This window comes from Phytobacter cepae, assembly GCF_054165735.1.
This window is the reverse complement of sequence record NZ_CM135107.1, coordinates 749,200-763,189: the sequence shown is the minus strand read 5'-3', so window position 1 is coordinate 763,189 and position 13,990 is coordinate 749,200. Positions and strand designations below refer to the sequence as shown.

General features: G+C 53.3%; 15 protein-coding genes. 7 read left to right on the top strand and 8 right to left on the bottom strand.

The features are described 5' to 3' along the window. Positions 1-26: 26 nt before the first annotated feature. Genes yqiA through nudF form a run of 4 tightly spaced genes read right to left on the bottom strand, consistent with a single transcriptional unit; the run spans position 27 to position 2,505 of the window. On the bottom strand, positions 27-602 hold the full coding sequence (gene yqiA, locus ACUY4Q_RS03655; RefSeq protein WP_458045734.1) for an esterase YqiA: 576 nt from the start codon (positions 600-602) through the stop codon (positions 27-29). Further along, a complete protein-coding gene (gene cpdA / locus ACUY4Q_RS03650) occupies positions 602-1,429 on the bottom strand; it encodes a 3',5'-cyclic-AMP phosphodiesterase (protein WP_458045733.1) in 828 nt (275 codons plus the stop codon). The genes yqiA and cpdA overlap by 1 nt, the downstream gene beginning before the upstream one ends. A gap of 24 nt (positions 1,430-1,453) precedes the next feature. Beyond that, positions 1,454-1,876 (bottom strand): DUF1249 family protein, encoded by a 423-nt coding sequence (locus ACUY4Q_RS03645; protein WP_458045732.1) that lies wholly within the window; start codon positions 1,874-1,876, stop codon positions 1,454-1,456. Continuing rightward, on the bottom strand, positions 1,873-2,505 hold the full coding sequence (nudF, locus tag ACUY4Q_RS03640; protein ID WP_458045731.1) for an ADP-ribose diphosphatase: 633 nt from the start codon (positions 2,503-2,505) through the stop codon (positions 1,873-1,875). The genes ACUY4Q_RS03645 and nudF overlap by 4 nt, the downstream gene beginning before the upstream one ends. A 204-nt stretch (positions 2,506-2,709) precedes the next feature. Between nudF and tolC the strand changes: the two genes are divergently transcribed. The 3 genes from tolC to ACUY4Q_RS03625 all read left to right on the top strand — a co-directional run bounded on the left by tolC (position 2,710) and on the right by ACUY4Q_RS03625 (position 6,157). Beyond that, entirely contained in the window at positions 2,710-4,164 is a 1,455-nt protein-coding gene (gene tolC, locus ACUY4Q_RS03635) for an outer membrane channel protein TolC (RefSeq protein ID WP_458045730.1), read from the top strand. Positions 4,165-4,316: 152 nt separating this feature from the next. Continuing rightward, on the top strand, positions 4,317-4,991 hold the full coding sequence (locus tag ACUY4Q_RS03630) for a DUF1190 family protein (RefSeq protein ID WP_458045729.1): 675 nt from the start codon (positions 4,317-4,319) through the stop codon (positions 4,989-4,991). 5 nt (positions 4,992-4,996) lie between these two features. Further along, positions 4,997-6,157 carry a glutathionylspermidine synthase family protein gene (locus tag ACUY4Q_RS03625; RefSeq protein WP_458045728.1) on the top strand — a complete coding sequence of 387 codons (1,161 nt, stop codon included), beginning with the start codon at positions 4,997-4,999 and terminating at the stop codon, positions 6,155-6,157. A gap of 84 nt (positions 6,158-6,241) precedes the next feature. Here ACUY4Q_RS03625 and ygiD read toward each other — a convergent pair whose 3' ends face one another. After that, positions 6,242-7,030, bottom strand: a complete 789-nt coding sequence (gene ygiD / locus ACUY4Q_RS03620) for a 4,5-DOPA-extradiol-dioxygenase (protein WP_458045727.1) — start codon at positions 7,028-7,030, stop codon at positions 6,242-6,244. 196 nt (positions 7,031-7,226) lie between these two features. Here ygiD and zupT point away from each other — a divergent pair, with 196 nt between their 5' ends. Then, on the top strand, positions 7,227-8,009 hold the full coding sequence (gene zupT, locus ACUY4Q_RS03615) for a zinc transporter ZupT (protein WP_458045726.1): 783 nt from the start codon (positions 7,227-7,229) through the stop codon (positions 8,007-8,009). A 34-nt stretch (positions 8,010-8,043) separates the two neighbouring features. Here zupT and ACUY4Q_RS03610 read toward each other — a convergent pair whose 3' ends face one another. Further along, entirely contained in the window at positions 8,044-8,229 is a 186-nt protein-coding gene (locus ACUY4Q_RS03610; protein ID WP_458045725.1) for a hypothetical protein, read from the bottom strand. A 211-nt stretch (positions 8,230-8,440) separates the two neighbouring features. Further along, on the bottom strand, positions 8,441-9,094 hold the full coding sequence (gene ribB, locus ACUY4Q_RS03605; RefSeq protein WP_458045724.1) for a 3,4-dihydroxy-2-butanone-4-phosphate synthase: 654 nt from the start codon (positions 9,092-9,094) through the stop codon (positions 8,441-8,443). Between the two features lie 488 nt (positions 9,095-9,582). Here ribB and ubiK point away from each other — a divergent pair, with 488 nt between their 5' ends. The 3 genes from ubiK to ACUY4Q_RS03590 all read left to right on the top strand — a co-directional run bounded on the left by ubiK (position 9,583) and on the right by ACUY4Q_RS03590 (position 12,424). Then, positions 9,583-9,888, top strand: coding sequence for a ubiquinone biosynthesis accessory factor UbiK (gene ubiK / locus ACUY4Q_RS03600; RefSeq protein ID WP_458045723.1), 306 nt, complete (start codon positions 9,583-9,585; stop codon positions 9,886-9,888). 172 nt (positions 9,889-10,060) lie between these two features. Then, positions 10,061-10,690, top strand: a complete 630-nt coding sequence (locus tag ACUY4Q_RS03595; protein ID WP_458045722.1) for an OB-fold-containig protein — start codon at positions 10,061-10,063, stop codon at positions 10,688-10,690. An 18-nt stretch (positions 10,691-10,708) separates the two neighbouring features. Then, on the top strand, positions 10,709-12,424 hold the full coding sequence (locus ACUY4Q_RS03590) for a flotillin family protein (RefSeq protein ID WP_458045721.1): 1,716 nt from the start codon (positions 10,709-10,711) through the stop codon (positions 12,422-12,424). 113 nt (positions 12,425-12,537) lie between these two features. On the opposite strand, the gene hldE is transcribed toward ACUY4Q_RS03590, so the two are convergent. Beyond that, a complete protein-coding gene (gene hldE / locus ACUY4Q_RS03585) occupies positions 12,538-13,971 on the bottom strand; it encodes a bifunctional D-glycero-beta-D-manno-heptose-7-phosphate kinase/D-glycero-beta-D-manno-heptose 1-phosphate adenylyltransferase HldE (protein WP_458045720.1) in 1,434 nt (477 codons plus the stop codon). Positions 13,972-13,990: the final 19 nt, after the last annotated feature.

Sequence of the window (13,990 nt, the reverse complement as noted above, 5' to 3'; positions counted from 1 at the left end):
AGTGATCGGGTCTTTTCCCTGTTGGCTCAACGAAGCCCAAGGAAGTCGACAATCTGTGTGAAATGATTCTCAAAGCCCACAAAAGCATGGTTACCGCCTTCTTCTACCGTCTGGCGACACGCATCGTAATACGCAACGGCCTGACGATAATCCAGCACTTCATCGCCCGTCTGTTGCAGAAGCCAGATTAAATCCGGTGCGTCCAGAGGGTCGACCTGCATCACTTTGAGATCGTAAATATGGCGAGACTCTAGCACATATTGCTGCCCCGTGTAGGGGTTCTCGTTGTTGCCAAGGAAATCGGCAAGTAATTCAAACGGACGAACCGCGGGATTCACAACCACGGCTGGCAGGGTAAAACACTGCGAAAGCCAGGTGGCGTAATAGCCTCCCAGCGACGATCCCACGATACCCAAGGGTTGCCCGCCATTTTCCAGCACCAGCAACTCCAGCAGCTCCGCTGCTTCAGACGGATACGGCGGCAGCTGCGGGACCACGACGTTAATATCAGGGTGGTGCTCTGCCAGCCACGCGCTGAACTGGGTCGCCTTCGCTGAGCGCGGCGAGCTGTTGAAACCGTGTAAATAAAGAAGTGTAGACATCAGTAGCCTTCTGACGCGGTGTCAGGACTAAACTCGGCACTTTGCAAACGGCAGACTTCCGTGTGCATGCTGCCATCCGCATGGAGGTCCAGCCAACGCCAGCCAGGTGCGATGGTATCCAACGTGAAGTTAGCACAATGCGGTTTAAACTGGACGCAGGTGGACGGCGTTGCCAGCATACGGCGGCCATTCCAGTTGAGGTCCAGCTCCTGGTGAATATGCCCACATAACATATTCCTGACGTTGGGGAAGCGCGCCAGCACGTGGTCCAGTTCAGCGGCATTGCGCAGACTGTGCTGATCGAGCCAGCTACATCCTGAAGGCAAAGGGTGATGATGTAAAAGCAGCAGCGTATGACGCTCAGGGGCGTCCAACAGCTTTTTCTCCAGCCACTCAAGCTGGAATTCGCTCAGCTCACCATGAGGGACACCGAACACCTGGCTATCCAGTAACAGAATCTGCCAGTGCTCACCCACAAAGACACGCTTGGCCGGTGAAATACCCGCTTCATGAAGCGCGTTGTACATTGCAGGCTGGAAATCATGATTGCCAGGTAGCCATACGCAGGGTACGCCAAACCTTGCGATACCTTCAGCAAAGTGCTGATAGGCCGCAGCGGTTTGATCCTGCGCGAGGTCGCCTGTTGCGACAATCAAATCACACTCACGCTGTTGGGCCTGGATGGCATCCAGTACGGCCTGATAACTTTCCCAGGTATTAACCCCTAACAACGTGTCGTGCTTTTCGGCAAACAGATGAGTATCAGTAATTTGTAATATCCTGACTCTGGACTCATCAGCCAGACTCAGGTTTAACAGGCTTTCCAAATGGTGTCCTTAGGTTTCACTACGCTAACAAACCGGAATCGCCATTGCTCCATGTGCTAAACAGTAACGTAGCCAGTCGGCCAGAAACTGATTAATTTGATGCTTTTCGTCGCGTTGATGCAACTTTTTATTCGGGTAATCATAACGCGCTTTGAAGCGAAAGATCTGCTGACTCGAACACACTTCGGCCACCATCGCGTCATGATACAAACGAACCGTCATTGACGGCAGGCTCCAGTAGCTGATTGCCGGCACGGTTTGTTTGATTTCCACAAGCGTAGTGTAGCGGGTGGATTCCACAATCGTTAACCGGTATTGCGCATTCGTCACCTGATAGCTCACCGTTTCGCCTGCCTCATCATTACGCGGCAACAGGCGACGCAACTGGGCGAAATTGGTTTCACACAGGCGCATCATTTCTGGGAAGTCAGGTGTATAACGCTTCATTTTTTCCACTCTTTTCGTAAGCTCTCATAATGCAGTTGCAGCCATTGCAGGGCGATGACAGACGCCGCGTTGTCGATTTTCCCCTCTTCTACCCACTGATAAGCCTGTTCCCGGCTCACCACATGAACACGAATATCTTCGTTTTCATCCACCAGACCATGTATACCTTCAGCCTGCGTGGCATCCACTTCGCCAACCAATAAGGATAAACGCTCACTGGTTCCGCCAGGGCTGGCGAGATAGCTCATAAACTTCTTCACACGCCCAACGGCAAGACCAGCCTCTTCTTGTGCTTCCCGGCGAGCCACATCCTCAACCGTTTCGCCTTCTTCAATCATCCCGGCCACCAGCTCCAGAAGCCATGGGCTTTCACTGGTATCGAACGCCGCGATACGGATCTGTTCAATCAGTACCACTTCATCCCGCACTGGGTCAAAGGGTAGCAAGACTGAAGCATGCCCGCGTTCAAAAATTTCACGCCGGACTTCACCGCTCATTTCGCCGTTAAATAAACGGTGGCGAAACCGGTAGAGTTCAAGCGAAAAAAAACCGCTGTAGAGCGTTTCCCGTGCAATAATTTCTACATCATTTTTAGAGAAAGTCACTGCGGGCGTCTTCGGCTTACTCATACGGGTATCCTGTTCGTAACAAAGGTGATTTTGTGGATTTCAAGCCTGTTTGACTGTCGTTTCAAGCGCTATGTGATAGATTGGAGCAAATTTCCGCCGGATGGCACGTAACGCCAATCTTAAGCGATGGCAGACTCTGTTAGAATCGGCGATTATTTCTGAATTAAGATCAGCGCTATTCATGCTTCACAACAAGGAATGCAAATGAAGAAATTGCTCCCCATCCTTATCGGCCTGAGCCTGACGGGTTTCAGCGCTATGAGCCAGGCAGAGAACCTGTTGCAGGTTTATCAGCAGGCGCGTACAAGCAACCCGGATCTGCGTAAATCTGCTGCCGATCGCGATGCTGCTTTCGAGAAAATTAACGAAGCACGCAGCCCGTTACTGCCGCAGTTGGGTTTGGGTGCAGATTACACTTACGGCAACGGTTATCGCGACAATAACGGCGTGAACTCCAATGCGACCAGTGCTTCTTTGCAGCTTACGCAAACTATCTTTGATATGTCTAAATGGCGCGCCCTGACGTTACAGGAAAAAAGCGCGGGCATCCAGGATGTGACCTGGCAGACCGATCAACAGACGTTAATTCTCAATACCGCGACGGCCTATTTTAACGTTCTGAGCGCTATTGATTCCTTGTCGTACACCGAAGCACAGAAACAAGCCATTTATCGTCAGTTGGATCAAACTACGCAGCGTTTTAACGTGGGTCTGGTGGCGATTACTGACGTGCAGAACGCCCGTTCACAGTACGATACCGTACTGGCGAATGAAGTGACCGCACGTAACAACCTGGATAACGCTGTCGAATCATTGCGTCAGGTCACCGGTAACTATTACCCGGAACTGGCTTCACTGAACGTAGATAATTTCAAAACTGACAAACCAAAAGCAGTGAATGCCCTGCTGAAAGAAGCGGAATCCCGTAACCTGTCGCTGCTGCAGGCTCGTCTTTCTCAGGACCTGGCACGTGAACAAATTCGTCAGGCGCAGGACGGCCATCTGCCTACGTTGGATCTGACAGCTTCAACCAGCGTCTCTAACACCAAATACAGCGGTTCTGCCACCAGCGGCGCGAGCTCGCAGGCTTATCAGGATCGTAATATCGGTCAGAACTCTGTTGGCCTGAGCTTCTCCCTGCCGCTGTATCAGGGCGGGATGGTGAACTCCCAGGTTAAACAAGCTCAGTACAACTTTGTTGGTGCCAGCGAACAGCTTGAAAGCGCACACCGCAGCGTAGTGCAGACCGTGCGCTCCTCGTTTAACAACGTGAACGCATCCATCAGTAGCATTAACGCTTATAAACAAGCGGTTGTCTCTGCACAAAGCTCTCTGGACGCAATGGAAGCCGGATACTCGGTCGGTACCCGTACCATCGTCGATGTTCTGGACGCGACCACAACGCTGTTTAATGCCAAACAGCAGTTGTCCAGTGCTCGTTATAACTACCTGATTAACCAGCTCAATATTAAATCCGCGCTGGGTACATTGAACGAGCAGGATCTGGTGGCGTTGAACAATTCTCTGGGGAAAGTGACCTCTACCACCCCTGAAAGCGTGGCACCGGAAAACCCGGATCAGGAAGCCCGTGTGAACAATATGGCGAACGGCGATCAATCGTTAACGGCACAACCCGCCGCAGCGCGTACTACTCGCTAAGTCATTGATGTTTTAAAACGGGGGCACACAGCCCCCGTTTTTACGTAAGGCAACGTAAAGATCCCCCCTTCCAGCCCGCATCCTGCTTCATTTTCAGCCACTCATCCTCTATCCTGACCTTTTATACATACCTTTGGGTCTCGGAAGACAATATGAAACGGACAAAAAGCATTAATCATGCAATGTTTCGCAAAAGCTGGAGCGCCCGTCATTTGACGCCGGTTGCGCTGGCTGTGACCGCCGTCTTTATGCTGGCAGGCTGCGAGCAGAACGATGAAACAGTATCCATGTATCAAAACGCCGACGACTGCTCCTCCGCTAACCCGGGCAAAAGCGCCGAATGTACTGCGACCTATAACAATGCGCTGAAAGAAGCTGAGCGCACCGCGCCAAAATACGCCAGCCGTGAAGATTGCGTGGCTGAATTTGGTGAAGGCCAGTGCCAGCAGGCTCCGGCGCAGGCCGGTGTTGCACCGGAAAACCAGGCGCAGGCCCAGCAGTCCGGCGGCAGCATGTGGATGCCGCTGATGGCAGGTTACATGATGGGTCGTATGATGGGCGGCGGTGCGGGCTTTGCACAGCAGCCGTTGTTCAGCTCCCGTAACCCGGCGAGCCCGGCCTACGGTCAGTACACCGATGCCGGTGGTAAAAGCTACGGCGCGGCTCAACCTGGCCGTTCCGCAACCGTATCTAAAACCGCTATGGCGCCCAAACCGGCCACGACGTCAACCGTTACCCGTGGTGGGTTTGGTGAATCCGTTGCTAAACAGAACACCATGCAGCGTAGCAGCGCCAGTGGTACCTCTACGCGCTCAATGGGCGGTTGATCGGCATGGAAAGAATCAGCATTACCGAGCGCCCCAACTGGCGCGAGAAAGCCACGGAATTTGGTTTCAATTTTCACACGATGTACGGTGAGCCGTACTGGTGTGAAGATGCCTACTATAAGCTCACGCTTGCGCAGGTCGAGAAGCTTGAGGACGTGACGGCGGAATTGCATCAGATGTGCCTGAAGGTTGTGGAAAAAGTGATCGGCAGCGATGCGTTGCTGGCGAAGTTCCGCATTCCTAAACACACCTGGGAGTTCGTGCGTCAGTCCTGGAAAACCCAGCAGCCTTCGCTCTATTCCCGCCTCGATCTGGCCTGGGACGGTAAGGGCGAGCCTAAGCTTCTGGAAAACAACGCCGACACGCCGACCTCACTGTATGAAGCGGCGTTCTTCCAGTGGATTTGGCTGGAAGACCAGGCCAATGCCGGTCAGTTGCCGGAAGGTAGCGACCAGTTCAACAGCTTGCAGGAAAAGCTCATTGAGCGTTTTGGCCAGTTGCGCGAGCAGTACGGTTTTAATCTGCTGCATTTTGCCTGCTGTCGCGACACGGTCGAAGATCGCGGTACCGTGCAGTATCTGCAGGATTGCGCAGCCGAGGCTGAAATCGCCACCGAATTCCTCTACATCGAAGATATCGGGCTTGGCGAAAAAGGCCAATTTTCAGATTTGCAGGATCAGGTCATCAGCAACCTGTTCAAGCTCTACCCGTGGGAATATATGCTGCGCGAGGTCTTCTCGACCAAACTGGAAGATGCCGGTGTCCGCTGGCTGGAACCTGCCTGGAAGAGCATTATCTCTAACAAAGCGCTGCTGCCCATGCTGTGGGAGATGTTCCCGGATCACCCTAACCTGCTTCCGGCATGGTTTGCAGAAGATGCACACCCGGAAATGGAAAAGTATGTGGTCAAACCAATCTTCTCCCGCGAAGGGGCCAACGTCTCCATTATCGAAAACGGTAAAACGGTAGAAGAAGTGGAAGGCCCATACGGCGAAGAAGGAATGATTGTTCAGGAATTCTATCCGTTGCCTAAGTATGGCGACAGCTACGTGCTGATTGGCAGTTGGCTGATTAACGATCAGCCTGCCGGCATTGGTATTCGTGAAGATCGCGCGTTGATCACCCAGGATCTGTCCCGGTTCTACCCGCATATCTTTGTTGAATAATCCATACTGTCGGGTGGCCGGTTGCGCTTACCCGTCATGCTAACTAAAACCCGATGAGCGAAAGCCATCGGGTTTTATGTTGGGTTAGCCTATCTGTACCGACAACATGCTCAGACTGCCCATTTCGATTCCATCCACAGGAAGGGTAATCGCCTCTTCGCCATCCCATGTGCCCAGCACGTACAACAGCGGCAGGAAGTGATCCGCTGTCGGGTTAGATAGCGAACCTCCCTCATGATCCATGTAATTCGCCAACGGGTGCTGTTCACTCGGCCCTTTCCACGTCAGGTTTGCTTTCACGAACGTATTAAAAGCGGTCGCCCATGGATACGGCGAGCTGTCACCATGCCAGCGGGCCGTACGCAGGTTATGCACGACGTTACCACTCGCTACCAGCATGATGCCCTCATCGCGCAACGTTGCCAGCTTACGCCCCGTTTCCAGATGCCAGGCCGCCGGTTTGGTGCTGTCGATGCTCAGTTGCACCATGGGGATATCCGCATTCGGATACATCTTTATCAGCACGCCCCAGGAACCATGGTCAAAGCCCCACGCTTCTTTATCCAGTCCAACCGGGACAGGGGCCAGCAGTTCAACCAGACGTTGGGCAAGCGCAGGTGAACCCGGTGCCGGATAGTGCGTGTCGTACAGCGCCTGCGGGAATCCACCGAAATCATGGATGGTTTTCGGTGCCTCCATTGCCGTAACCCCGGTCCCACGGGTAAACCAGTGGGCAGATACCACGACAATCGCTTTTGGGCGAGGCAGCGTATCGCCCAGATGAGCCCAGGCGCGAGTATACTTGTTATCTTCCAGAACGTTCATCGGGCTGCCATGGCCTAAAAACAGTGCTGGCATACGAGGTGCGGACATGATGATATCCTTACTGAATGTGTCAATTTAATGAGAACACATTACGCTTTTTTATCAGGGGATGAACTCAGATAAGCATGATGTAGATATTCAGAATTTTTGAATGTAAGCATTACGTAAAAGTGTTTAAGCGGCCTCGCTTTACGATCCATTAATAATTAGCATTAATGAGAATTATTATCATAAGGAGTGATACATGTCAGCACCGCTGATTCTGACGTTATTAGCCGGCGCCGCGACCTTTATTGGCGCCCTTCTGGGTGTCATGGGTCAGAAGCCGTCAAACCGCGTACTGGCGTTTTCGTTAGGCTTTGCCGCCGGAATCATGCTGCTCATTTCACTCATGGAGATGCTTCCAGCGTCTCTCGCCACGCCGGGTATGTCGCCCTTATTAGGCTATGGCATGTTCGTGGTCGGCTTGCTGGGCTACTTCGCCCTGGACCGCCTCTTACCCCACGCACACCCACAGGATTTAATGCAGGAGAGCGGAGAATCGCGGCAGGCACCCCGCAACATCCAGCGCACCGCCATTCTCCTGACGCTCGGTATCAGCCTGCATAACTTCCCGGAAGGCATTGCTACCTTCGTCACGGCCAGTAACGATCTCGAAATGGGGTTGGGTATTGCGCTGGCGGTTGCATTGCACAATATTCCTGAAGGACTTGCGGTGGCAGGCCCGGTCTACGCGGCAACCGGCTCAAAACGCAAAGCTGTCTTCTGGGCGGGGATTTCAGGACTGGCGGAGATTCTGGGGGGCGTTCTTGCGTGGCTGATTCTGGGAAGCCTGGTCTCTCCGGTCGTGATGGCCGCCATTATGGCTGCCGTCGCCGGGATCATGGTCGCGCTCTCCGTCGACGAATTGATGCCTCTCGCGAAAGAAATCGACCCGAATAATAATCCGAGCTACGGCGTCTTATGCGGCATGTCAGTAATGGGCCTGAGCCTGGTGGCGCTGCAATCTTTTGGCTTTGGCGGATGAAGACAGGCGTTGCTCGTCAGAAACGGGCAGCGTCTTATTCCGTTTTGGCTTCACTTTTATCACCGTCTTGCAGACGACGAATAACCTCCAGTGACCGCTGATACCCTTCCTGAAGGGCATCCCGGTCCTGGCGGTACGCCCGGCAGTTGCGCTTCAGGCAGAGGATGTGGGCAAACATCACCAATACGACCACAAGAAAACCGCACCAGTAAATCACCATCTCCCCCTCCTCCTAAAATGACGCGATGCATTGCGTAAAATACGCTCCAGTGGTTACCACTTTATAAGTAGTCGGGGGAGCTATCCATTAGCGAGATCAACAAAGGTTGAAAAGATGGGAAATGCAGGGCTTTCAGGGCGGGTATACAACGCGGGCATAAAAAAATCCGAAGTCAGTTTCCCGGCTTCGGATTTATCGAGCAGACTATCGCTTAGCTGGCTTTACGCTCATGCTCCTGGCGATAGGCGACCAGGTCTTCGATAGTGACCACGGCCATATTGTGCTGACGGGCAAACTCGATGCACTCAGGCGCGCGGCCCATTGATCCATCATCGTTGGTCAGTTCACACAGCACACCTGCCGGTTTGAAACCCGCCAGCGTCACAAGATCAATTGTCGCTTCAGTGTGGCCGCCACGGGTTAATACGCCACCCGGCTGCGCGCGCAACGGGAAAACGTGACCAGGACGGTTCAGATCGGAAGGTTTTGCGTCATCAGCAATCGCCGCACGCACGGTGGTGAGGCGGTCAGCGGCGGAAACGCCGGTGGTGACACCCTCAGCCGCTTCGATGGTCACGGTAAAGCCGGTGCCATACGCGCTGGTGTTATTCTCCACCATCATCGGCAGATCGAGTTGCTTACGACGATCTTCGGTCAGGCATAGGCACACGATGCCGCTACCGTGGCGAATCGTCAGCGCCATTTGTTCTACGGTCATGGTTTCAGCGGCAAAAATCATGTCGCCTTCATTCTCGCGATCTTCATCGTCGAGAACCATCACACCGCGACCTTCGCGCAGTGCGGTTAAAGCATTTTCAATACGTTCGAATGGCGTGCCAAAAGAAGAAAGCAGCGTCTGATTCATGGTAAAAGACCTCAATAAAGTTATGGTTACCAGAATCAGGGCAGTCTTAGGAGTATAAAAAAATAACGCGAGCAGGCCTCCAGGCCCAACTGAATCGTTACTCTCTCCCATCCGGACTCTAACCGTCGGCCCCGGAATTTCACCGGATCTGCTGTCCTTCAAAGTTGCCTCTGAAGCGCTCGCGGGCTTTCAACCTGTCCTTCATCTTTCACGCCGCTGCTGCGTTGGCTTCCTTCACTCATCCCGGTTACATAGTTGACTATGTTCCTGGAATTCGCTCAGTTGCCGCCTTGCCGCAACGCGAAATCTATTGGACATCGCTGATTTACCGCCGGTGGGGAATTTCGCCCCGCCCTGAGAATAAGCGCGATAACTATAACGCTAATGATTTCCTTCGGCAACGCATAACCTTCATACAAATCTGGTTTATCACTCCCGCATATCACACTACAATCATTGTCAGAATCTATCCGAACAGGGAACACAAAATGATTGACCCGAAGAAAATTGAACAGATTGCGCGTCAGGTTCACGAATCAATGCCAAAAGGCATTCGTGAGTTCGGGGAAGATGTGGAAAAGAAAATCCGTCAGACCCTGCAGTCCCAGCTGACGCGTCTCGACCTGGTGAGTCGGGAAGAGTTTGACGTGCAAACGCAGGTGCTGCTGCGTACCCGTGAAAAGCTCGCGCTGCTGGAACAGCGTCTGAATGAACTGGAAAACCGTAACGTACCGGCTGAAGTGAAACCGGCGCCGGCCATTCCGCCGGTTGATGCCCCTGACGCTAACGCCTGATCCCGTTTTTCCTGCCTGAACGTCCTCACGCTAATCGCCTTTTGGCGTGAGGATGCCTACGATTTTTGGTAATGCGATAAATTCCTGGTACCCTGCCGGTTGTGTTATTATCACCCGCGTAACAAAAGAGGAATTCTTTTTATCTTGCGTATGAATTAACCTAGGAGAATATATGGATATTTTTCCTGATTACTACTCCCCTTACCTTTTTGCAATTGCATTTGTTGCTCTTATAGGCGCGGTAGAAATTATATCGCTGTTACTGGGAAACGTTATTTCTGGATTTCTGGATTCACATTTGGGTGATTATGACGCTGCCGCTTCTGGTCATCTGAATCAATTTTTCCATTATCTTAATTTTGGTCGCGTACCCGCGCTGGTGGTCCTCTGTCTTATTGCCGGGTGCTTCGGCCTGTCTGGCATTTTGCTCCAACATTTGAGTGTCTCGCTGCTCGCGTCTTCACTTCCCAATCTGCTTTTGGCCCCTGTTTGTCTGCTGTTTTCCGTTGTTTGTACTCACTATCTCGGGAAGGCGCTGGGTCGCTGGCTACCTGGTGATGAAACCACGGCCATCAATGAAGATGATTTTATTGGTGAGATGGCCATCATTACCGGTCAGCTCGCGACTGCGCAACGGCCATGTGAAGGAAAATTTAAAGACAAATTTGGCCAGGTGCATTATTTACTGTTGGAGCCTGAGCAGGGTAAAGAATTTAAAAGGGGCGACAGAGTCCTCATTATTTGTCGGCTATCGGCAAGTCGTTATTTGGCCGAAATTAATCCCTGGCCAGATGTATTGTAATTATCAAAAGGACGCATTATGGAAAATATGTTGAATAGTTTACCTTCATGGATGACCTCTGCTGTCATAATTGTTTTTGTCATGTTGGTTGTCGGAATTATTTTCGCGCGACTTTATCGCCGTGCTTCCGCCGAACAGGCATTTGTCCGTACCGGTCTGGGCGGTCAGAAAGTGGTGATGAGTGGCGGTGCGATTGTCATGCCCATCTTCCACGAAATTATCCCCATCAACATGAACACCCTCAAACTTGAGGTTAGCCGTTCCACCGTCGACAGCCTGATCACCAAAGACCGTATGCGCGTTGACGTGGTGGTCGCCTTCTTCGTCCGCGTAAAACCGTCGGTTGAAGGGATTGCCACCGCCGCCCAAACCCTGGGTCAGCGCACCCTGTCACCAGAGGATCTTCGTGTCTTGATTGAAGATAAGTTCGTTGACGCCCTGCGCGCCACGGCCTCACAGATGACCATGCATGAGTTGCAGGATACCCGTGAGAACTTCGTGCAGGGGGTACAAAATACCGTCGCGGAAGACCTCTCTAAAAACGGTCTGGAGCTGGAAAGCGTTTCGTTGACCAACTTTAACCAGACGGAAAAAGTGCACTTCAACCCCAATAACGCCTTTGATGCTGAGGGTCTGACCAAGCTGACTCAGGAAACCGAGCGCCGTCGTCGTGAGCGTAACGAAGTCGAGCAGGACGTGGAAGTGGCGGTACGCGAGAAAAACCGCGATGCGCTGGCGCGTAAGCTTGAGATTGAGCAGCAAGAATCCTTTATGACGCTTGAGCAGGAGCAGCAGGTGAAAACCCGCACTGCCGAGCAGAATGCCAAAATCGCGGCCTTTGAAGCTGAGCGCCGTCGGGAAGCCGAACAGACCCGTATCCTGGCCGAACGCCAGATTCAGGAAACAGAAATTGAACGTGAACAGGCAGTACGCTCAAGAAAAGTCGAAGCCGAGCGTGAAGTCCGCATCAAAGAGATCGAACAGCAGCAGGTGACGGAAATTGCCAACCAGACCAAATCGATAGCCATTGCAGCCAAGTCTGAACAGCAGTCCCAGGCGGAAGCCCGCGCTAACGACGCACTGGCCGAAGCCGTGCGTGCTCAGCAGAATGTAGAAACCACACGCCAGACGGCAGAAGCGGACCGTGCCAAGCAGGTTGCGCTGATTGCCGCCGCCCAGGACGCTGAAACCAAAGCCGTTGAGCTGACGGTTCGCGCCAAAGCCGAAAAAGAAGCCGCCGAGTTACAGGCAGCGGCCATTGTTGAGCTGGCAGAAGCGACGCGTAAAAAAGGGCTGGCGGAAGCAGAAGCGCAGCGTGCGCTGAATGACGCTATCAACGTGCTTTCCGACGAACAGACCAGCCTCAAGTTCAAACTGGCGCTATTGCAGGCGTTGCCAGCGGTAATCGAGAAATCCGTTGAGCCAATGAAAGCGATTGATGGTATTAAAATCGTTCAGGTTGATGGATTGAATCGTGGTGGTGTGGCAGGTAACGCAGCCTCCGGCACCGTTAACGGGGGAAATCTTGCAGAGCAGGCATTGTCGGCTGCGCTCTCCTACCGCACCCAGGCACCGCTGATTGATTCGTTACTGAAAGAAATTGGGATTTCTGGCGGGTCGCTTGCCGCCATGGCTGAGCCATTGAAACAGGTCGAAAGTAGTGAGCTCCCCGAAGCGGTTGTTCAGTCAGAAAATGAAGCAAAACAAGAGCGTATCGTTCCTGTTGCAGAGTAACCGGTAAACATGCCTGATGACGGCGCTAACGCGCCTTATCAGGCCTACAGCTGTGACATTTTACGAAGGCCGGATAAGGTGTTTACACCGCCATCCGGCACTCGAAACAACGATTATTTATCGCTGTCTTTCTGGATTTTTTTGATGATATTGGTGGTTGAGCAGCCATCTTCGAAGTTCAGCACCAGCACATCACCGCCATTGGCCCACACCTCTTTGCTGCCGGCAATCTCTTCCGGTTTGTAGTCGCCGCCTTTCACCAACAGATCCGGTAACACACCGGCAATCAGACGCTGCGGCGTATCCTCTTCGAAAGAGACGACCCAATCGACCGCTTCCAGTGCACCCAGCACAATCATGCGCTGCTCCAGCGGGTTCACCGGACGGGTCTCGCCTTTCAGACGTTTGGTGGAGGCATCGCTGTTGACGGCCACAATCAGGCGATCGCCAAGCTTACGGGCGTTGGCCAGATAGGAGACGTGACCTGCATGCAGGATGTCGAACACCCCGTTGGTCATCACCACTTTTTCACCACGCTTACGTGCTGCCGCCACGGCGTCACGCAGCTCTTCTTCAGACATCACGCCAAAACCGGTTTCGGAACGGCCACGCACCGCATTTTCCAGTTCGATAGGTGAGACCGTGGAGGTCCCCAGTTTGCCGACCACCACACCCGCCGCCGCATTAGCGAAGAAGCACGCCTCTTCCAGCGAGTTACCGGCGGCCAGCGTTGCCGCCAGCACGCCAATCACCGTGTCACCGGCACCGGTCACATCATACACTTCCTGCGCCTGGGTCGGCATATGCAGCGGCGCTTTGCCTGGCTGTAACAGCGTCATACCCTGCTCGGAACGGGTGACCAGCAGTGCGGACAGTTCGAAATCAGCAATCACCGCCATACCACGTTCAACAATCTCGGCTTCGCTTTTGCATTTCCCGGCGACCGCTTCAAACTCAGAGAGATTAGGCGTCAGCAAGGTTGCGCCACGATAGCGTTCAAAGTCCGTGCCTTTCGGGTCGATCAATACCGGCACGTTCGCCTTCCGCGCCAGTTGGATCATCTGCTGAATGCTGACCAGCGCACCTTTCGCATAATCAGAGAGGACCAGCGCGCCAATACTGCCAAGCGCCTGGCTGATTCTGTCATGCATTGGCTGCGGATCCACACCGTCAAAACCCTCTTCGAAGTCGAGACGAATCAACTGCTGGTTGCGTGACAGTACGCGCAGCTTGGTGATGGTTGGGTGAGTCGGAACAGAAACGAAGTCGCATTTAACGTTAACGTCGGCCAGGGCTTTACTCAGCGCACGGGCGGCGTCATCAATACCCGTTAAGCCAACCAGACGTGCGGTTGCCCCCAGTGAGGCAATGTTCATCGCCACGTTCGCCGCGCCACCCGGGCGCTCTTCGATCGTATCGACTTTCACAACCGGCACCGGCGCTTCCGGGGAGATGCGGCTGGTGGGGCCGTACCAGTAGCGATCCAACATGACATCGCCAACGACCAGTACACCTGCTTGATTAAACTCGGGCAGCGTTACTTTCATTCCTGTCTCCTGAGAGATA